Genomic DNA, 17,673 nt, shown 5'->3' on the forward strand with positions numbered 1-17,673 from the left:
GGGTGTTGCGCCCATTCAAGCACGGCGTACGCCGGTGATGCGCATCCAGTCGCCATCCTGCACCGCTTCGAGCTGGTCGAACCAGGCGGCATAGCGTTCCAGCAGCTCACCTTCCTGGCCGTGCAGGATGCCCGACAGGGCAATACGGCCGGCAGGTGCGACGCGCGCGGCCAGCAGCTCCGCCAGCGCGTCCAGGGCCGAGGCCAGGATGTTGGCCACGACCACGGGGTAGGTGGCCACCGGCTCGTCTTCAGGCAGATAGGCGGCGATATGCACGCCGTTGCGCTCGCCGTTGTCGGCGGTGGCGATCAGCGCCTGCGGGTCGTTGTCCACGCCCACCGCTGCGGCGGCGCCGAGCTTGAGCGCCGCCAGGGCGAGAATGCCCGAGCCGCAACCGAAATCGAGCACGGTGTTGCCGGCCAGTTCGCCGTCGGCGGCAAGCTGGTCCAGCCAGCGCAGGCACAGCGCGGTGGTCGGGTGGGTGCCCGAGCCGAAGGCCAGGCCCGGATCCAGGCGCACGATGGCTGCATTGGCGGCCTGGGCGTCTTCGGGTAGTGCGTGGTTCCACGGCACGATCCAGGTGCGCTCGCCGAAGCGCATTGGCTGGAACTGGTCCAGCCAGGCGCGTTCCCAATCTTCGTCCTCGACCGCGCGGAAGCTGACGCCGGCCCAGTCCAGGCCCGCATCGAAGGATTCCAGTGCGGCCAGCAGGGCCAGTGCATTGGTGTCGGCCGGGAACAGTGCCGTCAGCACCAGGTCGTTCCACAGCGGCGTTTCGCCCACGCCCGGCTCCAGGATCGCCTGTTCATTGCTGGTGTCGGCGTCGGCATCGAGCATGGTCACGGCCAGCGCGCCCACATCGTCCAGGGCGTTCTCGTAGCGGGGCTGGGTGGCTTCGGTGCAGCGCAGGGTCAGTTCAAGGAAGGGCATGGCGGCAGACAGCAACGGCGGGACAGGGCACGCATCCTAGACGAGCCGGGCGCCGATTGCGCGCCGCACGGGGCGTCTTCATCGTCGTGGGCTGCCAGCTTGCTAGAATCCCCACAATCATCACCCGCCTTTTCGTGCCGGTCACCGATGCTCTCCCTGCTTGCCAGAAAACCCTGGTACCTGTTGGTGCTGCCTGCGGCGGTACTGCTTGCTGCCTTGGGCTTTCGCAACGGGGGCGGGCTGCAGGCGGGCGCCAGCCAGGAGGTGGCCGCTGCGATGAATGTGCCGGTGGAGCAGCTCCCCGGCAGCACGGCGGCCTCCTCTGCGGGCCTGTTGCGTGGCCGCGAGCTGGGAACGGCCATCGGTTCGGGCCTGCCGCTGGACCTGCGTGCGGCCTTTGAAGGCGGGCGTGGTTTGTTTGAATACGCGCGCCAGTTGCGTGTCGCTGCTGCCGCCGGTGACGCCGAAGCAGGCTGGATGCTCAGTCGTGTCTACGACTATTGCGGCGTGTATGCCATGGATCCGCAGGGGTATGCGCTGGACAGCGCCACCCTGGCCAGCATGGGCCTGAAGGACGTGCCGGGCCTGACCGCGGCACGGGAGCAGGTCAGCCAGGGATGCGTGGGCTTTACCGCCGCCGATGGCCTGGGCCGGGCGCTGGTGCTGCAGCAGCGGCGGACGTCGGCCAAGGCAGGCAACCTGGCGGCCGAGGCTGCGCTGCTGTCGATGGGCGAGCCGCTGCGCACGGATGCCCAATACCGCCGAGGCCTGGTGGAGCGGGTGCTGAATTCGCAGGACGCTGAAGCCTTCCTGGCCATTTCCCCGGCGATGGGGGTGGCCGCTTCCGGTGACGATGCCTATCGCGGGCTGGTGGCCGGTGACCAGTACGCGCAGTTGGCCTGGCAATTGGCCGCCTGCCAACTGGGCCTGGCCTGCGGGCCGGACAGCGCCCTGATGACCGGGTACTGCGCCAATGGCGGGATCTGTTCGCGCGATCCCGAGCAGGATTTCGAGACATTTGTGTACGACGCCGCGGTATCGCGGCAGGGTATGGAAAAAATGAACGAACTAGTCAATAGCCTGCTGCGCCGGGCGCAGGGAGGTCAGTCATGAATTACCGTCGATTCCTGCATGGGGCCAAATTCTGGGTCTGGGTGGTGTTGTTTGTCGCCTACACGGCTGGCGCCGTGGGCGTGGTGCTGATCGACACCTATGAAGACCGTTATCGCGAGATGAGCAAGGTCAAGCTGACCTCGGTGAAATCCGATGCCGACCTGCGCCGTGCCGGTGCCAGCCAGGCCGCTGCCATCTACCGTGCGCAGAGCGGCATGCCGTTCTCCACGCTGCAGCCGGGCAGCCGCTTCCAGATTGTCTGGCCGGATGGCTCGGTGGAAACGGTGACGGTGGTCGACCCGTCCTCGCCGCTGGGCACCGAGCCGGTCAAGGGCACGGCGGTCACCGCCGAGTAGCGTCCGGCAGTGCATGCGCGGCATATGTGGCCACGCATGAATGGCCGGGAGTCTCATTGGTTTCAGGGTTTGGAATAAAGCGGGGGTTTCCCCCGCTTTTTCTTTGGGTGACGCCCGCCGCTCAAAGATTTGCCACTGCCGGCCGATACAGAGGCGACTGACTGGATTTGTGCTGATGGGTTCGCAATGTTGATTGCCACGTACGATCAGACGCTGGTCGTGTTTTCGATAGTGGTGGCCGTGCTGGCCTCCTATACCGCCCTGGACATGGCCGGCCGCCTGGCAACCGCACAGGGCAGCGTGGCGCGCTGGTGGCTGATCGGCGGGGCTGCCGCGATGGGCCTGGGCATCTGGTCCATGCACTTCATCGGCATGCTGGCGTTCGATCTTCCCATTCCGCTGGGCTACGACCTGGGCATCACGCTGTGGTCGCTGGCGGTATCGGTGGGGGCCTCGGCCTATGCCTTGTGGCTGGTCTCGCGGCCCTGCCTGCCGGGCCTGCAATTGCTGGCCGGGGCAGTGCTGATGGGCCTGGCCATTGCCGCCATGCATTACCTGGGCATGGCCGCACTGCGCATGCAGCCGGGCATCGACTACCACCCGGGTTGGTTCGTCGCCTCCATCGCGCTGGCCATCGTCGCCTCGGGCGCAGCCCTGTGGATTGCGTTCCGCCTACGCAATGAACGGAGCAAGACCCGGTACATGCGGGGCCTGGCGTCGCTGTTGATGGGGCTGGCCATCGTCGGCATGCATTACACCGGCATGGCTGCCGCGCGCTTCCCCGAAGGCAGCGTGTGTGGCGCGGTACGCGCGGGTGGCATCGATACGCATTGGCTGGCGGTGCTGGTTATCGTGACCACCGTGGCGACGATCGGCATTGCCTTGATTGCCTCGCTGTTCGACCGCCGCATGCGTGAACGCACCGGCGTGCTGGCCGATTCCCTGGCCGATGCCAACCACAAGCTGGTGCAGGCCGCGCTGCATGATCCGCTCACGCAGTTGCCCAACCGCATGCTGCTGCAGGACCGCATGGAGCAGGCCATCAAGCGCGCGGAGCGTGAGGCGCACGCGGTGGCGGTCATCTTCTGTGACCTGGATGGCTTCAAAACCGTCAATGATGCCTACGGCCATCAACTGGGCGACCGTCTGCTGACCGCAGTGGCACGGCGCATCGGGGCATTGCTGGGGCCGCAGGACACGTTCGCGCGGCTGGGCGGCGACGAGTTCGTAATGGCATTGACCGTGGGCAGCCCGGATGACGCGCTGGTGGTGGCAGAGCGCATTGTCGAAGCAGTGGCACAGCCGTTCGTCATCGACGCGGCCGAACTGCAGGTCAGCGCCAGCCTGGGCATTGCGTTGTACCCCAACGATGCCGGCAACGAACGCGAATTGATGGCCCATGCTGACGTGGCGATGTACCACACCAAGCAGACGGGGCGGAACGGATACACGTTCTTCACCCCGGCAATGCAGGTCAACGCCACCCGCCAGCTGCGGCTGCTGCAGGACCTGCGAAAAGCGGTGGAGCGTGGCGAACTGGTGCTGCATTACCAGCCCAAATTCGACGCCTGCAAACAAAGCGTCACCGGCGCCGAGGCGCTGCTGCGCTGGCAGCACCCGGAACATGGCCTGCTCGCGCCGGATGTCTTCATTCCCATTGCCGAGCGCAGTGGCCTGATCCTGCCGATCGGGGACTGGGTGCTGGAGCAGGCCTGCCGGCAGCTGCGGTGCTGGCATGACGAAGGCCATACGGACTGGTCGATGGCGGTGAACCTGTCGCCGCTGCAGTTCGATTCGCCGGTGCTGGTGGACACCGTGCGCGACATCATTGCCCAGCACGGTATTGATGCGCGCCGGCTGACCCTGGAGGTCACCGAGACCACGGCGATGAAGGATGTGGAAGCCAGCCTGGAGGTGTTGAACAAGCTGACCGCAATGGGCGTGCAGATTGCCATCGACGACTTCGGCACCGGCTACTCCAGCCTGCTGTACCTCAAGCGCATGCCGGCCGCGGAGTTGAAGATCGACCGTGCTTTCGTGCGCGACCTGGAGCACAACGAGGAAGATGCGGCCATTGTGTCGTCGATCATCGCCCTGGCGCGCGCGCTGAAAATCAAGGTGGTGGCCGAAGGCGTGGAGACCGCCGCGCAACGCGAATTTTTGTTGTCGCTGGGCTGCGATACGTTGCAGGGGTTTTATCTTGGGCGTCCTGCGGAAGCAGGGGCGTTTGGTAACTACGGAGAAAAAACCGCAGCGTGAGCTGGCGTTGCTTCTGCTCCCACCGTTGCACGGCAAGTGCGCAAAGCAACCCCCTCCCAACCTCCCCCTGCGTGCTGCGCCCGCAAGGGGAGGGGCCGAAGCTTTGCTCCCTCCCTTGCACCGCAGGTGCAGGGGAGGGTTGAGGAGGGGTGTTTTTTGCGGTTGAAGCAATGCGTAAAGCAACCCCCTCCCAACCTCCCCCTGCGTGCTGCGCCCGCAAGGGGAGGGGCCGAAGCCCAGCAGCAATTCCAAGGCAAAGAAAAAGGCGGGTTTCCCCGCCTTTTTCATGCCCGTTGATCGCGCTTGATCAGGTCAAGGCAATCGACTGGTTCTTGCGCTCGGCCAGGCGCTTTTCCAGGTAGTGGATGTTCTGCCCACCGGCCTGGAAGCCCTTGTCGCGCATGATGCGCTGCTGCAGGGCGACGTTGGTCTTGATGCCGTCCACCACCATCTCGCTCAGTGCCACGCGCATGCGGGCGATGGCGGTGTCGCGGTCCGGGCCGTGCACGATGAGCTTGGCAATCATCGAGTCGTAGTTCGGCGGCACCTTGTAGCCGGCGTAGATGTGCGTATCCACGCGCACGCCCGGGCCACCCGGCGGGTAGAAGCCGGTGATCAGGCCAGGGCTGGGGATGAAGGTTTCCGCATCCTCGGCGTTGATGCGGCATTCGATGGCGTGGCCGTGCAGCACCACGTCACTTTGCTTGATCGTCAGCTTCTGGCCCGAGGCAACGCGCAGCTGCTCGGCCACCAGGTCGATGCCGGTCACCATTTCCGTCACCGGATGTTCCACCTGCACGCGGGTGTTCATTTCAATGAAGTAGAACTTGCCGTCCTCGAACAGGAACTCGAACGTACCCGCGCCGCGGTAGCCGATGCGGATGCAGGCTTCCACGCACACCTTGCCGATCTGCTCGCGCAGTTCGGCGGTGATGCCCGGTGCCGGTGCTTCTTCCACCACCTTCTGGTGGCGGCGCTGCATCGAGCAGTCGCGCTCACCCAGGTGGATGGCGTTGCCCTGGCCGTCGGCCAGCACCTGGATTTCCACGTGACGCGGATTTTCCAGGTACTTCTCCATGTAGACCTCGCCATTGCCGAACGCCGCCTTGGCCTCGGACTTGGTGGTCTCGATGGAGGCCTTCAGCGAGGCCTCGGCATGCACCACGCGCATGCCACGGCCGCCGCCGCCGCCCGATGCCTTGATGATGACCGGGTAACCGATCTCACGGGCGATCTTGGTATTGGTGACGATGTCTTCGCCCAGCGGGCCGCCCGAGCCGGGCACGCACGGCACGCCGGCGGCCTTCATCGCGCGGATGGCTTCGACCTTGTCGCCCATCAGGCGGATGGTTTCCGCACGCGGGCCGATGAAGATGAAGCCGGACTGCTCCACGCGCTCGGCGAAGTCGGCGTTCTCGGACAGGAAGCCGTAGCCGGGGTGGATGGCCTGCGCGTCGGTGACCTCGGCCGCGGCGATCAACGCCGGGATGTTGAGGTAGCTTTCCGACGACGGAGCCGGACCAATGCAGACCGATTCATCGGCCATGGCCACGTGCTTGAGGTTGCGGTCAACGGTGGAATGCACCGCGACCGTGCGGATGCCGAGGGTGTGGCACGCGCGCAGGATGCGCAGCGCGATTTCACCCCGGTTGGCGATTACGACTTTATCGAGCATGTCAGGGCCGTTAATGGGGAGTGGGGAATCGGGAATGGGAAAGCGCTTGCATCTTCAGTTCCCTCGCTTTTGCAGAGCGTTCATCAGTGCGGTCAAGCGCGCGAAGATCCGATCAATCAGTTCATCAAGTGCAGCAATCTGGCTGATGTAGCCCAACCGGCAGGCAATCTGCAGATGGGTACTGGCTTCGGACAACGACCCGCGGGCAATTGACAAAAAACGCAGGTATTCGGGAGTGGAGCGGCGGGCAGCGCCTTCGGCGATGTTGGCCGGGACGCTGACAGCGGACCGTCGCAGTTGCGACGTCAATCCGAAAATTTCGGAGTGTGGAAAGGCCTCTGAAGCCTTGTAGACCATTTCCACCATGTCCATGGAGTCGCGCCATACGTCGAGCCGTTCGTGCGGCCGCCTTGGCGATTCCCCATTCTCCATTCCCGACTCCCGCGTTACTGGATCACAAACAGCGGCTGGTCGAATTCCACCGGGCTGCCGTTCTCGCCAAGGATGGCCACCACGGTGCCGGAGACTTCGGCTTCGATCGGGTTGAACATCTTCATCGCTTCGATGATGGCCAGGGTTTCACCGGCCTTGACGGTCTGGCCGACGCTGACGAAGGCCGGCTTGTCCGGCGAGGACGAGGCGTAGAAGGTGCCGACCATCGGCGCGCGCTGCACGTGGCCTTCGGGCAGGGCGTTGCCTGGCTTGGCGGTGCCGCCGGTGGAGGCTTCGGTGGGGCCGCTCATCGGCATGGCAGCGGCAGCCGGGGCTGCGGCATAGACAGGTGCCGGGGCCGGGGCAGCGACGTAGCCGCCAACCGGGGTGCGCGACAGGCGCACGGATTCTTCACCTTCCTTGATCTCGATCTCGGCCAGGTTCGACTCTTCCAGCAGGTCGATGAGCTTCTTGATTTTGCGCAGATCCATGAGGGCCTCTTTCGTTCTATTGAGCGGTAAGGAGAAGGCGCGGGGCGCCCGGGTCAGAGTTCGTAGAAGTCGCGCAGTTGCCGGGTGCGGTCCTGCGCGTGGGTGGTGAGACAGTGCATGCGCGCGCTGTTGCGCGATGTGCCGTCGGCGTGGAAGGCGTACACCGCGTTGCAGTCCTGGTCGCGCAGCTGGATCCAGGCGCGTTGCGCGGCGACCAGTTGCTGCTCGGCATCGGCGCACTGCGTGCAGATACCGTCGCTTGCCTGCTGCTGCAGTTGGCTGCGGGCCTGCCTGTAGGTGGTGTTCAACACGGCATCGGCCTCGTCGGCGCGGTCGGCCGCGCACAGGTCAAGTTCCATGGTGCTGGATGGGCGGCTGCAGTCGATACCTTCGGCCTGGCGATCAAGGCCTTGCGCATGGGCACCGGCAAGCGGCAGGCACGCCAGTGCCATGCCAGCGAGCAACTGCGGCAGCGCGTTCACGCGCCGGCCTCCACACGGGCGAGTGCCGCATCCATGGCGTAGCGGTAGCTGTCCGCGCCGAAGCCGCAGATCACGCCCACCGCCTTGTCACTGAGGTAGCTGTGCTGGCGGAAGGGCTCGCGGCTATGCGGGTTGGACAGGTGAATCTCGATGAACGGTATGGCCACGGCTGCCAGCGCATCGCGCAGGGCAACCGAGGTATGGGTGAAGGCGGCCGGGTTGATCAGGATGAAAGCGGTTCCATCGCTGCGTGCGGCCTGCACGCGGTCCACCAGCACATGCTCGGCGTTGGACTGCAGGTGCTCGACCTGGTGCCCGGCCTGCTGCGCCTGCGCAGCCAGGGCGGCGTCGATCTGCGCCAGCGTGGTGTGGCCGTAGACCTCCGGCTCGCGGGTGCCCAGCAGGTTGAGATTGGGTCCGTGGAGAACCAGCAGCTTTGCCATGTGCCAAGGGTCGGCGGGAAAGGGCGGCAGTGTGAGGGAAGCCGTGGATGCTGTCCAGTTCGACGAAATTAGCTGCGTTTTAATCGTTTGTTTGAATTCTGCCGGGTTGCCGACATTGCTTGTGCAGCAGTGCCTGGGAGCGGCAAGCGTATGAGATTTTTCTTATTGGGTACTCGTGCCGAGCGAAGAGCGCATCACAGCGCCCGGACGTAATGCGCGGCGATTGATGGCAAATGGGCGAAGTTCGCGACAAGGCAGATGTTGCTTGAGCCCAGCTTTAGCCCCTCTCCCTTTACGGGAGAGGGGTTGGGGAGAGGGTAGAGCGAAGTAGCTTCAATAAAGGCTTGAGTTCGGGCCAAAGCCAAAGCTTCAAAGCTCCCCTCATCCGCCCCTTCGGGGCACCTTCCCCCAAAAAGGGGGCTGCAGTCCCGTTAACGGGAGAAGGGAGGCGCATGCGCTTTTCGGTTCGCTGTGGCCCTTCCATGCCGGCTAAGCCTCAGCTCCTCGACATCAACCGACGTCCATTTCCAGGAGTCCCCCGCACCCACACTAACCCTCCATTAATAGACGACTGGTCTATTTGGCGTAGAGTCCACACCATGAATCTCTCCCCCAAAGCCCAAACCACCCGCCAGCACATCCTTGATACCGGCTACCGGCTGGTTCTCCAGAAGGGGTTTGCCGCGCTTGGCCTGCAGGAAATCCTCAAGGCCTGTGCCGTGCCGAAGGGCTCGTTCTATCACTACTTCGCCTCCAAGGAAGTCTTCGGCTGCCAGCTGTTGCAACAGTACGTGGACGGCTATGGGCGCAAGCTCGACCTGCTGCTGGCCGACGGTGGCAATGGCCAGCAACGTCTGATGCGCTACTGGGATGCCTGGGCGCGTGATCCGGTTGACCCGACGCAGGGCTGGGCCGAGGAGTGCCTGGTGGTGAAGCTGGCCGCTGAAGTCGCGGACCTTTCCGAGGACATGCGCCGCGTGCTCGATGACGGCGTGCAACGGCTGCTGCAGCGCATTGCCGCCTTGGTCGAAGAGGGCCGCGCCGATGGCTCACTGCCGCCGGGCAAACCCGCGCTTGATGTCGCGCGCGTGCTGTACCAGATGTGGCTGGGCGCCGCCCTGTTGTCCAAGCTCAGCCAGGACCGCCGGCCGCTGCAACAAGCCGGTGAAGCCACCGAACACCTGTTGATGTGCGGCAACACCGTCGCAGCTGTTTTCTCCCCCACACACTGAGGGCACTGCCATGAATGCCCTGTTCGTACTGACCTCGCACGACCGGCTCGGTGACACCGGGCACAAGACCGGCTTCTGGCTGGAGGAATTCGCCGCGCCGTATTACGTGTTCAAGGATGCCGGCGCCACTATTACCCTGGCCTCGCCGGCCGGTGGTCAGCCGCCGCTGGACCCGCGCAGTGACGAGGCCGATGCACAAACCCCGGCCACCGGGCGTTTCAACAAGGACCGCGACGCGCAGCAGCACCTGGCCACCACGCTGCCGCTGAAGCAGATCGACCCGGCGCAGTTCGATGCCGTGTTCTATCCCGGCGGCCACGGCCCGTTGTGGGATCTGGCGCGCGATGCCGATTCCATCGCCCTGATCGAAACCTTCGATCGCGCCAACAAACCGCTGGGCCTGGTCTGCCACGCCCCCGCTGCGTTGATTGCCGCACGCACCGCCGACGGCACGCCGCTGGTGGCGGGCCGCAAGGTCACTGGCTTTTCCAACAGCGAGGAAGACGCAGTCGGCCTGACCGCCGTGGTGCCATTCCTGATCGAAGATGCGTTCGCCCGCCTCGGTGGCAACTACAGCAAGGGCCCGGACTGGCAGCCGTATGTGTTGAGTGATGGCCACCTCGTCACCGGCCAGAACCCGGCCAGCTCGGAAGCCGTTGCCAAGGCGCTGCTTGCGCAGTTGGCCTGAGTACCTGCACCCGCGCCTGCGTAGATCGGTAAGCGAAGCGCACCCGGGGAACCATCGGCAACAGAACCGCAATACGTCACCTCCAACGTTCACCGCATCCATCCCCCACACTCCCCCAGGAAACCGGCAATGAAAATCTTCTACAAGACCCGCGCCACCTCCACCGGCGGCCGTGCTGGCCGTACTGCACTGGACGACGGCAGCCTCGCGCTTGATCTGGCACTGCCCGGCTCCGGCAAGGCCGGCGCCAACCCCGAGCAGTTGTTTGCACTGGGCTATGCCGCCTGCTTCGACAACGCATTGCCGGTGGCCGCCAAGCAACTGCAGTTGCAGCCCGGCGGGACTGAAACGTCGGTGGAAGTGGGCATCGGCCAGGCCGCCGAAGGTGGCTACGCGCTGGACATTGATCTGCACGTTGCAGTGCAGGGCCTGGACCACGCAGACGCCCAGCGCCTGGTCGAAGCCGCACACAAGATCTGCCCGTACTCCAACGCCACGCGCGGCAACATCGACGTGCGCCTGCACGTCACCACCGCCTGATTCCCACCGGAGCCCCCCATGCGCAGTGCAATCCACACCACCTTTGGTGAACCGGCCGACGTGCTGGCCCTGGGCGACCGCCCGGTGCCGCAGCTGGGCCCGGGCGAAGTGCGGATCAAGACGATCCTCGCGCCCATCCACAACCACGATCTCTCGACCGTTCGCGGCACGTACGGTTACAAGCCCACGTTGCCGGCCATCGGCGGCAGTGAAGCCGTGGGCACCGTCGACGCGCTGGGTGAGGGCGTGGACCACCTCGCCATCGGCCAGCGCGTGATGGCCGCCTCGGTACACGGCACCTGGGCGGAGTGCTTCATCGCCCCGGCGCGCATGGTCATCCCCGTGCCGGACGCCATCGCCGACGAAGCTGCGGCGCAGTTGATCGCCATGCCGCTGAGCGCGCTGATGCTGCTGGAATTCCTGCAGGCCGAACCTGGCCAGTGGATCGTGCAGAACACCGCCAACGGTGCGGTCGGCAAGACCCTGGCGATGCTCGCCGCCGCGCGCGGTGTGCAGGTGCTCGGGCTGGTGCGCCGCGATGCCGGCGTCGATGAACTCAAGGCACTCGGCATCGACAGCGTGCTGTCCACCGAACAAGCCGATTGGAAGCAACGTGCGCAGGCGTTGCTCGGCGACCAACTCGCGCACGCGGCGGTGGATTCCATCGGCGGGCAAGCGAGTGCGGATCTGCTGTCACTGCTCGGCGAAAACGGCACGCTGGTGTCGTTCGGTTCGATGGCCGGCGAGCCGATGCAGATTCCGTCCGGCGACGTCATCTTCAAGCAGGCCACGGTCAAGGGCTTCTGGGGCAGCAAGGTCAGCCAGCAGATGTCGGTCGAGAACAAGCGCCGGCTGGTCGGCGAACTGCTGACGCGCGTGATGAGCGGTGAACTGGCGCTGCCCGTGCAGGGGATTTACGACCTGGCCGATGCGGCGGAAGCGGCGAAGGCAAGCCTGGAGCCAGGCAAGAACGGCAAGGTGTTGTTGCGCCCTTGAGTTCTGATGCGGTGATGTCGAGGTGAATGCATTACACCAAGCGATGTTGATGGGTGTTCAAGCAGAAGGCCGGCAGAAATGCCGGCCTTTTCCGTTTGCGAAAGAGGACCGATTCGCTTCCGTACCAGCGATTTGCTGGTCGCGCTCGGGCTCTCCTTCTGTTCCCACTCACGCGCAATTGCGAGAACCGCTTGACCTTCCCGCGACGGGAATCTTTAGGCTTTGAATCCGTGCAGAGTGCCTGTTGCGTGCATCGCCACCGGCGTCAACGTCGAAAACCGGGGTCAGAGTCATGTTGAAGACTCAACGAACGCTTCGCTGGCATCAGCTCTCTTTGTGCCGAACGCACCAGGCCAACGAGGTTGATAGCAGTCCACGCAGAAGGCTGGCAGAAATGCCGGCCTTTTCCGTTTGCGAAAGAGGAGCGATTCGCTTCCGTACCAACGGTCTGCCGGTCGCGCTCGGGCGCTTCTTCTCTTCCCACTCACGCGTAATTGCGAGAACTGCTTGACCTTCCCACGACGGGAATCTTTAGGCTTTGAATCCGTGCAGAACGCCCGTTGCGTGCATCGCCACCGGCGTCCACGTCTGCATGAATCCATCGCCCGCTTGAGGAGGCCTGCATGACCCGCGCATCTCATCCCCCCGTCATCGTCTACACGACGCCCACCTGCCCTGATTGCCGGATGTTGAAGGAGTGGTTTGCCAGGGAAGGCATCACGTTCGAGGAGCGCGACCTCACCGATGCCGCGGTCCGTGACGAAGCCAAGCGCCGCACCGGCGTGCGCGTCGCGCCGATCACCCTGGTGGGCGACCAGGTGTTCTACGGAACCTTTGCATCGCAGAAGTCCGGCCTGATGGTGGCGCTGGGTTTGGCCAATGCGGTCTGAGTGCACGCCATGAGCAACATCATCGAGCTGCGTGGCACCGGGCGCAGCATCACGGTGCCGGCGGGCATGACCATTCTTGATGCGGCGCTCGCTGCCGGCATTGCCTATCCGCATGCCTGTCGTTCCGGCCGTTGTGGATCGTGCCGGTCACGCCTGGTCAGTGGCGAGGTCGAGTTGCGCGAACACAACCGCTTTGCACTCACCAGCGCGGACAAGGCGCAAGGGCTGATCCTCGCTTGCTGTGCCGTTCCAACAGCGGACGGCGTTGTTACCTGGCTTGAAGAAGAGGAGGTCGCAGCGTACCCGCCACGCCGCCTTACCTGCCGCGTGGCAGCCATTGAAGACGCCACGCACGACATCAAGCGTATCCAGCTGGTCAACGATCACGGTGACACCTTTGCCTTTCGCCCCGGCCAATATGTGCGGCTGAAATTCCTGGGCGCCCCCGCCCGCGATTACTCCATGGCGAGCGGCCCGGGCGATGACCTGCTTGAGTTCCACATCCGCCGCGTGCCTGGTGGCGCCGCGAGCGAATGCATCCACGCGCAGCTGCAGCTCGGTGAGCCGGTGCTGGTAGAAGGCCCGTTCGGCTCCTCGTTCCTGCGCGAGCACCATACGGGGCCACTGTTATGCATCGCAGGTGGCTCGGGTTTGGCGCCGATCAAATGCATCGTGGATGCCGCGCTTGCCGCCGGCATGAAGCAGCCGATCCACGTCTACTTTGGTGCGCGGAGCACGCGGGATATTTATCTCGCCGATTACTTTGAGCAGCTGGCGCAGCAGCACTCGAACCTCGCTTTCACCATCGTGCTTTCCGATGCGCCCGCAGCTGCATCACAACGCACCGGCATGGTTGCCGACGCGGTCGCCGAAGACCTGCAGAACCTTGATGGTTGGAAAGCCTATGTCGCCGGGCCGCCGTTGATGGTTGAAGCGGCGATGCGGGTTACAAGTGCGCGTGGGTTGCGGGCGCAGGATATGCATGCGGATGTGTTTTTTACGGCGGGGTAGGGGGCGTTGCATGTTTGTGAAAAGATGGGGGTCAGGGGGTGTTCAATATTCTATAAACTCCTTCCTGACCCTTGGATTCTCATTATCCCTATGATCTAGCCCGTGTCCCAACGAGAGAGTGGAATAGTTGCAATATGTCAACTTTAGTGCGAGTGCCCGATATTGAAGATAGTAGTGAGTCGAATGTCATTGATAGGGATTCGCCTCTGCGCGGGTTAAGGAGAACGAAGTTGCGCCACTCGCTGCCTCGACCCTCAAGGGATGCGCCATAGCTCATTAACCAATAGATAGCGACTTGTCGATAGTCGGCGGAAGCAAATTTTGTCGCTGTACACTTAACCTCGACGAGCGTGTCGGTGATGGCGAAATCTCCTCGCCCATTTGCAACCCATTCAAGGCCGGGAATGAATGGGTTTGAAGTAAGCGGCGCTTCCAATTCGTTCGCCAATTTATTAAGCGACGAGGCCATGTTCTGCCCGACTATTAGAGCAATTTTCTTGTCTGCATCCTCCAGGTGCGGGGGATGTCCTGCATCAAAGAAAGCACTTTGCCTCTTGACTGCACTGGCTAAACAAGACTGCCATTCTACCGTGGTGCCGGTGAGCAAACTCTCTGCAACGCTATATGCAAGTTCGAATAGCATCGCTTTCTTTATTTTTGAAGAGGCAAGGAGGTCGCTTGGAATGTGTTGTATTGCTAAATCTTGGATGCCCGTGTTGAAGTGTGCGACGGTGCCTGAAGTCAGGTGTGGAAATAGCTCATCCACTATGCCGGGTATATCCCTTGCCACGGTTCTTGGGTCAAATTGCATTGTCGAATTCCTTCGCCCACTGCATGTAAATGTCGGCGAATCGTGGTTCGGCTCCTCGGGGGTGTTTCTGAAGTTTTGATTTATCTTTTACGGGGTCGAAAGGTAGTTCGACTCCCAGCTCCCAGTAGGAAGCGGCAGCGCGCTTGTATTGCAGTCTGGCCTTATCACCTTCATCGCCAAAGCAGTGGGAAAATAGCCAGAATAATCTTTGACACTCGGCGGTCATCTGTCCCCAGCGATTTCTTAGGTGATTAAATGCTGTGCGATCCCTCCAGCCCCTCCAGCAATCAATGCAGGCTCTTCTTACTGTATCCATCTGTGTTCTGTCGAATGTGTTGCGGACAAATTGAGCGCGTCGCATTGAGTTGGAGAAACGTAGGCATCGCAGATAGTGAAGGAGGTTCGTTTCAGCTTCCAAGAGATGGCCTGAGTGGACCGGAACCTCGTCTATTAGTACATCAAGTCGCTCAAAGATTGCCGAAAATTCATCCTTGGATCTGAGATGTGAAAATCCTCTCATGATCGTTGAGAAAGATGATCTGAATGCGTGGATATTCTGCTTTCCGAGTAGAGTTACAGCCAGCTCAAGTGCCGCCTCTGGCTCGTGTAGTGGCATTGTTCTACTAATTTGAGCCACTAAGAAATTGTCAGGAATGGCCTTGTCGAGCTCTCTTGAGAGAAGGCGCCTGACATCCAGGCTTTCCACTGTTTCTTTTAGTGACTCATAGTCATCTCGGGGAGAGTCGGAGTATGGGTCAAACTTGATGTCGATTGTGCGGAGCTGCTTTGCCTCATCATCATCGACACCCAGCTGTGCGATGACGTATCCGCTATAGTGTTTTTGGGAGAGAAATACTGACTTGGATTTATTAAGTGTCAATCCATAATCCATTAGGGCCTGCGCTAATACAGCTAGCGCACGATAGGCTTCTGCGGTACTGCTTGCGATGAGTACATAGTCGTCAACGTATCGATGCCAGGAAACGCCGCTCGCAGAAAGCGCCATGTCGATTGGGTGAAGGAATAGCTCGGCCAAAATTCGGGCACCTTGACCGCCAACCGGAAGGCCAAAGGATCGTCCCGCGAACAAACGGCTAAGTAGCGCATTTATTTGGCTTGCGACCTGAGTTTGGCCTCCATCGAGGTCAGATATGCAGTTCTCTATATAGTGGTGGGAAACATGCTCATAGAAGCTTGAGATATCTGTTTGTACGACAATAGAGTCCGGTCCTGCCATCTCACTCTGAGTGACGGTTTCTTCCTTGAAAGCCCTCCATGACCTGTCTCCATTGAATATCTGTTCGTCATCACCGCACAAAAATCTATATGAATGAGCAGTGCTGGCGCGTTGAGGTTCTAATTTCTCTGCAATCGCGATAGCTAGTCCATTTAGATAAATGTTCCAGAATGGATGAATCTTGGTGACTACCCGGAACCCTGCTGGACCGGAGGGGGCAACTAACCGCTCGCTCCAAATGGGAAGTGACGCAATTCGCGCATGGTTTTCTTTTCCGGGACAGTTCTTCAGTTCATTGAAAAAACCAAAGGCAATGCTAGCAAGCTCATCTGCTCTGTCACCACAGAGTCTTACGTCCAGATCAAAGGGGAGTGTGTCGTTATCCCCGTGTTTTGCAATTTCGCGCGCAGCTCTCGTAAAGTGCTCTTGTGTAACCAAAATCATCCACGTTGTCCTTTTTGGGTTGATTAGATCTGTCGGAAAGTAGCACGCAGAGGGGTAAGCAGGAAGTTGCGTTATTATTTTCTACAATTCAACGGAGGGCGTTGTTATGTGGCGGATGCTGATAACGAGTTCCTGTCCCGGCCGATGGGCTTTTGCGATCTTTGGCTGATTCGGACGCTGATTATTGACCGCGAGTGGGTACATGTCTCTCAGGCGCGCGTGTAGAGCGAGATGCGCAGTATTTCTCAGGTTTTATACAAAAAAAGCAACCAGACTCCCCGTCTGGTTGCTTTTTATATGTCCCACTCAACCCTGCTTGAACAACTTCCGCTTTCCCGTCAGCACTTTCTCTTTCGGGGTGAGCTTGGCGACGCCGGGGATCAGAAAGTCCGTGGGGCTGTGGCCGAAGCGGATCTTGGAGGCGAGCCAGAGCGGCATCTTTCCGCGGCCGGTCCAGGTGTTCCAGCGGTTTTCCGGGTCGCGGTATTTCGGCTTGACCTTGGGGCCCTTGCGGCGGCGGGCGGTCTTGGCCTTTGGTTCGGCCGGGTCTGCGCCGAGGCCAAAGACTTCATCAATCGTGTAGCCGGCACGCTTGGCGTCGGCGATCAGTTTGCGCCTGACCTGTTCGACCGGGGGACGACTGGTGAGTGCTTTGTGTTTTGCCTGGGCGGTGCGGATGAGAGTGTTGAGCTCTCGGAGATTCAGGGGGGTAAGGTCAATGCTCATGGCATTAGCCTCAGTTTTGAGGGGGCGGGTGTCAAGGTGGGGTGGGGTGGGGTTTGGGGTGGTTTGGGTGAGTGGTGGGTGCTGGTGGGTTGCTTGCCGAAGGCTTCCCCCTCTCCCCAACCCCTCTCCCGCTGGGGGAGAGGGGCTTTAGTGGTTCGGGGTTCTGGGATGTTGCTGGTTTAGCCCGGGACCTTTGCGGTGCATTCGGGTGGGTTCTTCTGGCCTACCGGCAGGTTGGGTTCCAGGGTCAGGCGCTGGATGTCGGAGAACAGTTGCTCCACCGGCATGCCGAAGGGGGCGAACAGGCGTAGCCGGCCCTGGCGGTCGAAAATGTAGCCGCCTGAGGTGTGGCTCATGGTGTAGGTGCCGGGCAGGGTGCCGTCTTCGCGGTCGTAGAAGGCCTTGAAGGTGGACGCCATTGCCGCCAGTTGCTGGTCGTTGCCGACCAGTGCGGTGGCAGTGGGGTCGAAGGCCTTTACATACGTCTCGGCGACGGCGGGGGTGTCGCGTGCCGGGTCCACGGTGACGAAGACTACCTGCAGGTCGTCCGCGTCCGAGCCCATCAGGTGCTTGACGCGGTTCAACTCCACCATGGTGGTGGGGCAGACGTCGGGGCAGCTGGTGAAGCCAAAGAACAGGTAAGTGACCTTGCCGTTGAAGTCGGCGGGCGTGCGGGTGACGCCACTGCTGTCGGGCATCGACCAGTGTTGGCCGAGTGCTTCGCAGGCGATGTCCTTGCCGTAGTAATCCACCTTGGGTTTGGCGGCGCAGGCCACCAGCAGCAGGCTGGCGGCGGTGAGCAGCACGGTGGGGAGGCGGAGCGTGCGGGCCAGTGCGGCAAGGCCGCTGGCGGGGGAGGAATAACGGGACATGGCAACGGTCGGTGAGGGACGGCCCGCCGCGCGGCACGACACGGG

19 protein-coding genes are annotated in these 17,673 nt (G+C 62.2%); 9 read left to right on the forward strand and 10 right to left on the reverse strand.

Features of this window, described 5'->3' with window-relative positions; genetic code table 11:
- Positions 1-15: 15 nt before the first annotated feature.
- A complete protein-coding gene (gene prmA / locus ACVOLO_RS10145; protein ID WP_481570142.1) occupies positions 16-930 on the reverse strand; it encodes a 50S ribosomal protein L11 methyltransferase in 915 nt (304 codons plus the stop codon).
- 147 nt (positions 931-1,077) lie between these two features.
- Between prmA and ACVOLO_RS10150 the strand changes: the two genes are divergently transcribed.
- The 3 genes from ACVOLO_RS10150 to ACVOLO_RS10160 all read left to right on the forward strand — a co-directional run bounded on the left by ACVOLO_RS10150 (position 1,078) and on the right by ACVOLO_RS10160 (position 4,658).
- Complete coding sequence (locus tag ACVOLO_RS10150) at positions 1,078-2,043, forward strand: hypothetical protein (protein ID WP_481570143.1); 966 nt, start codon at positions 1,078-1,080, stop codon at positions 2,041-2,043.
- Positions 2,040-2,399, forward strand: a complete 360-nt coding sequence (locus ACVOLO_RS10155; protein WP_481570144.1) for a hypothetical protein — start codon at positions 2,040-2,042, stop codon at positions 2,397-2,399. The genes ACVOLO_RS10150 and ACVOLO_RS10155 overlap by 4 nt, the downstream gene beginning before the upstream one ends.
- Positions 2,400-2,585: 186 nt before the next feature.
- Positions 2,586-4,658: a putative bifunctional diguanylate cyclase/phosphodiesterase gene (locus tag ACVOLO_RS10160; protein WP_481570145.1), complete on the forward strand. Its 2,073-nt coding sequence runs from the start codon at positions 2,586-2,588 to the stop codon at positions 4,656-4,658.
- Between the two features lie 307 nt (positions 4,659-4,965).
- On the opposite strand, the gene accC is transcribed toward ACVOLO_RS10160, so the two are convergent.
- From accC to aroQ, 5 genes are read right to left on the reverse strand one after another with little or no spacing between them, the layout of a single operon-like run.
- The gene (gene accC, locus ACVOLO_RS10165; RefSeq protein ID WP_481570146.1) at positions 4,966-6,333 is read right to left on the reverse strand and encodes an acetyl-CoA carboxylase biotin carboxylase subunit; all 1,368 of its coding nucleotides are present in this window, start codon (positions 6,331-6,333) and stop codon (positions 4,966-4,968) included.
- 54 nt (positions 6,334-6,387) lie between these two features.
- Positions 6,388-6,765, reverse strand: a complete 378-nt coding sequence (locus ACVOLO_RS10170) for a four helix bundle protein (RefSeq protein WP_481570147.1) — start codon at positions 6,763-6,765, stop codon at positions 6,388-6,390.
- A 14-nt stretch (positions 6,766-6,779) separates the two neighbouring features.
- Positions 6,780-7,256 (reverse strand): acetyl-CoA carboxylase biotin carboxyl carrier protein, encoded by a 477-nt coding sequence (accB, locus tag ACVOLO_RS10175; protein ID WP_481570148.1) that lies wholly within the window; start codon positions 7,254-7,256, stop codon positions 6,780-6,782.
- 53 nt (positions 7,257-7,309) lie between these two features.
- Entirely contained in the window at positions 7,310-7,738 is a 429-nt protein-coding gene (locus tag ACVOLO_RS10180; RefSeq protein ID WP_481570149.1) for a lysozyme inhibitor LprI family protein, read from the reverse strand.
- A complete protein-coding gene (gene aroQ, locus ACVOLO_RS10185; protein ID WP_481570150.1) occupies positions 7,735-8,181 on the reverse strand; it encodes a type II 3-dehydroquinate dehydratase in 447 nt (148 codons plus the stop codon). The genes ACVOLO_RS10180 and aroQ overlap by 4 nt, the downstream gene beginning before the upstream one ends.
- A gap of 599 nt (positions 8,182-8,780) precedes the next feature.
- On the opposite strand from aroQ, the gene ACVOLO_RS10190 reads away from it, so the two are divergent.
- From ACVOLO_RS10190 to ACVOLO_RS10215, 6 genes are all read left to right on the forward strand, one after another.
- Positions 8,781-9,413, forward strand: a complete 633-nt coding sequence (locus ACVOLO_RS10190) for a TetR/AcrR family transcriptional regulator (protein ID WP_481570151.1) — start codon at positions 8,781-8,783, stop codon at positions 9,411-9,413.
- Positions 9,414-9,423: 10 nt separating this feature from the next.
- Complete coding sequence (locus tag ACVOLO_RS10195; RefSeq protein WP_481570152.1) at positions 9,424-10,101, forward strand: type 1 glutamine amidotransferase domain-containing protein; 678 nt, start codon at positions 9,424-9,426, stop codon at positions 10,099-10,101.
- A 129-nt stretch (positions 10,102-10,230) separates the two neighbouring features.
- Positions 10,231-10,641, forward strand: a complete 411-nt coding sequence (locus tag ACVOLO_RS10200) for an organic hydroperoxide resistance protein (RefSeq protein ID WP_481570153.1) — start codon at positions 10,231-10,233, stop codon at positions 10,639-10,641.
- An 18-nt stretch (positions 10,642-10,659) separates the two neighbouring features.
- Positions 10,660-11,637 carry a zinc-binding dehydrogenase gene (locus tag ACVOLO_RS10205; RefSeq protein WP_481570154.1) on the forward strand — a complete coding sequence of 326 codons (978 nt, stop codon included), beginning with the start codon at positions 10,660-10,662 and terminating at the stop codon, positions 11,635-11,637.
- Between the two features lie 623 nt (positions 11,638-12,260).
- Positions 12,261-12,527: a glutaredoxin family protein gene (locus tag ACVOLO_RS10210; RefSeq protein WP_481570155.1), complete on the forward strand. Its 267-nt coding sequence runs from the start codon at positions 12,261-12,263 to the stop codon at positions 12,525-12,527.
- A 9-nt stretch (positions 12,528-12,536) separates the two neighbouring features.
- Positions 12,537-13,538 (forward strand): 2Fe-2S iron-sulfur cluster-binding protein, encoded by a 1,002-nt coding sequence (locus ACVOLO_RS10215; protein WP_481570156.1) that lies wholly within the window; start codon positions 12,537-12,539, stop codon positions 13,536-13,538.
- Positions 13,539-13,626: 88 nt separating this feature from the next.
- On the opposite strand, the gene ACVOLO_RS10220 is transcribed toward ACVOLO_RS10215, so the two are convergent.
- From ACVOLO_RS10220 to ACVOLO_RS10235, 4 genes are all read right to left on the reverse strand, one after another.
- Positions 13,627-14,349, reverse strand: coding sequence for a hypothetical protein (locus ACVOLO_RS10220; RefSeq protein WP_481570157.1), 723 nt, complete (start codon positions 14,347-14,349; stop codon positions 13,627-13,629).
- Positions 14,339-16,030: an RNA-directed DNA polymerase gene (locus ACVOLO_RS10225; RefSeq protein ID WP_481570158.1), complete on the reverse strand. Its 1,692-nt coding sequence runs from the start codon at positions 16,028-16,030 to the stop codon at positions 14,339-14,341. Before ACVOLO_RS10225 ends, ACVOLO_RS10220 begins: the two co-directional genes overlap by 11 nt.
- Before the next feature lie 306 nt (positions 16,031-16,336).
- Positions 16,337-16,756, reverse strand: coding sequence for an H-NS histone family protein (locus ACVOLO_RS10230; RefSeq protein ID WP_481570159.1), 420 nt, complete (start codon positions 16,754-16,756; stop codon positions 16,337-16,339).
- A 179-nt stretch (positions 16,757-16,935) separates the two neighbouring features.
- Positions 16,936-17,628, reverse strand: a complete 693-nt coding sequence (locus ACVOLO_RS10235; RefSeq protein ID WP_481570160.1) for an SCO family protein — start codon at positions 17,626-17,628, stop codon at positions 16,936-16,938.
- Between the last annotated feature and the right edge of the window lie 45 nt (positions 17,629-17,673).

Source organism: Stenotrophomonas sp. STEN056, assembly GCF_056759635.1.

What these genes read in the sequence shown, in the direction of transcription:
- accB (WP_481570148.1), bottom strand. Translation starts at nt 7,256, where the DNA reads ATGGATCTGCGCAAAATCAAGAAGCTCATCGACCTGCTGGAAGAGTCG.
- ACVOLO_RS10230 (WP_481570159.1), bottom strand. Translation starts at nt 16,756, where the DNA reads ATGAGCATTGACCTTACCCCCCTGAATCTCCGAGAGCTCAACACTCTC.
- ACVOLO_RS10210 (WP_481570155.1), top strand. Translation starts at nt 12,261, where the DNA reads ATGACCCGCGCATCTCATCCCCCCGTCATCGTCTACACGACGCCCACC.
- ACVOLO_RS10235 (WP_481570160.1), bottom strand. Translation starts at nt 17,628, where the DNA reads ATGTCCCGTTATTCCTCCCCCGCCAGCGGCCTTGCCGCACTGGCCCGC.
- ACVOLO_RS10225 (WP_481570158.1), bottom strand. Translation starts at nt 16,030, where the DNA reads ATGATTTTGGTTACACAAGAGCACTTTACGAGAGCTGCGCGCGAAATT.
- ACVOLO_RS10220 (WP_481570157.1), bottom strand. Translation starts at nt 14,349, where the DNA reads ATGCAATTTGACCCAAGAACCGTGGCAAGGGATATACCCGGCATAGTG.
- ACVOLO_RS10150 (WP_481570143.1), top strand. Translation starts at nt 1,078, where the DNA reads ATGCTCTCCCTGCTTGCCAGAAAACCCTGGTACCTGTTGGTGCTGCCT.
- ACVOLO_RS10170 (WP_481570147.1), bottom strand. Translation starts at nt 6,765, where the DNA reads ATGGAGAATGGGGAATCGCCAAGGCGGCCGCACGAACGGCTCGACGTA.
- ACVOLO_RS10160 (WP_481570145.1), top strand. Translation starts at nt 2,586, where the DNA reads ATGTTGATTGCCACGTACGATCAGACGCTGGTCGTGTTTTCGATAGTG.
- ACVOLO_RS10155 (WP_481570144.1), top strand. Translation starts at nt 2,040, where the DNA reads ATGAATTACCGTCGATTCCTGCATGGGGCCAAATTCTGGGTCTGGGTG.
- prmA (WP_481570142.1), bottom strand. Translation starts at nt 930, where the DNA reads ATGCCCTTCCTTGAACTGACCCTGCGCTGCACCGAAGCCACCCAGCCC.
- aroQ (WP_481570150.1), bottom strand. Translation starts at nt 8,181, where the DNA reads ATGGCAAAGCTGCTGGTTCTCCACGGACCCAATCTCAACCTGCTGGGC.
- ACVOLO_RS10195 (WP_481570152.1), top strand. Translation starts at nt 9,424, where the DNA reads ATGAATGCCCTGTTCGTACTGACCTCGCACGACCGGCTCGGTGACACC.
- ACVOLO_RS10215 (WP_481570156.1), top strand. Translation starts at nt 12,537, where the DNA reads ATGAGCAACATCATCGAGCTGCGTGGCACCGGGCGCAGCATCACGGTG.
- ACVOLO_RS10205 (WP_481570154.1), top strand. Translation starts at nt 10,660, where the DNA reads ATGCGCAGTGCAATCCACACCACCTTTGGTGAACCGGCCGACGTGCTG.
- ACVOLO_RS10190 (WP_481570151.1), top strand. Translation starts at nt 8,781, where the DNA reads ATGAATCTCTCCCCCAAAGCCCAAACCACCCGCCAGCACATCCTTGAT.
- accC (WP_481570146.1), bottom strand. Translation starts at nt 6,333, where the DNA reads ATGCTCGATAAAGTCGTAATCGCCAACCGGGGTGAAATCGCGCTGCGC.
- ACVOLO_RS10200 (WP_481570153.1), top strand. Translation starts at nt 10,231, where the DNA reads ATGAAAATCTTCTACAAGACCCGCGCCACCTCCACCGGCGGCCGTGCT.